This window comes from Pseudoalteromonas sp. HM-SA03 (assembly GCF_002289345.1).
In the GTDB taxonomy this organism is placed as follows: domain Bacteria; phylum Pseudomonadota; class Gammaproteobacteria; order Enterobacterales; family Alteromonadaceae; genus Pseudoalteromonas.
This window is the reverse complement of the sequence record NZ_NSDG01000179.1, coordinates 1-424: the sequence shown is the minus strand read 5'-3', so window position 1 is coordinate 424 and position 424 is coordinate 1. Positions and strand designations below refer to the sequence as shown.

The 424-nt window shown below is 46.2% G+C and carries 1 pseudogene; it reads left to right on the top strand.

Going from position 1 to position 424, the window contains the following annotated elements:
* Nucleotides 1-424, top strand: a pseudogene (locus CKO50_RS24175) (type IV secretion protein Rhs); the annotation flags it as partial.

Genomic DNA, 424 nt, shown 5'->3' with positions numbered 1-424 from the left:
ACGGCCAAATTGTTTTCGCCTCGAATAGAATTGATACACCTAATAAAGTCTTGCAACGCTTGAAGGTTGACCACAAGTCACTCACTCCAGCGGCAAAACAAAAGCTTAAGACGCTAGAAGCACAAAGAAATCAAGCCATCGCCAACCGCGATGCCGCATTAAAGTCTGGCAATGCTGAACACCTTAAAGCAGCATATAAAGATATGCGTGCAGCCAGTGAAGAGCTGGGTGAAGAAGCTGCCCGGATCTTCGTAGAACAAAATTACCCAGGAGCAACACCACTGAGATCAAAGTTACTCACAGATGGTAAGCAAGGACAATTTGACCAATTATATCAAACCGAAGACGGTAGACTCCTAGTTATTGAAGCCAAAGGTGGTAGCGCAACTTGGGGGAGTCGAATGGCCGGAACAAAGCGTGCTCA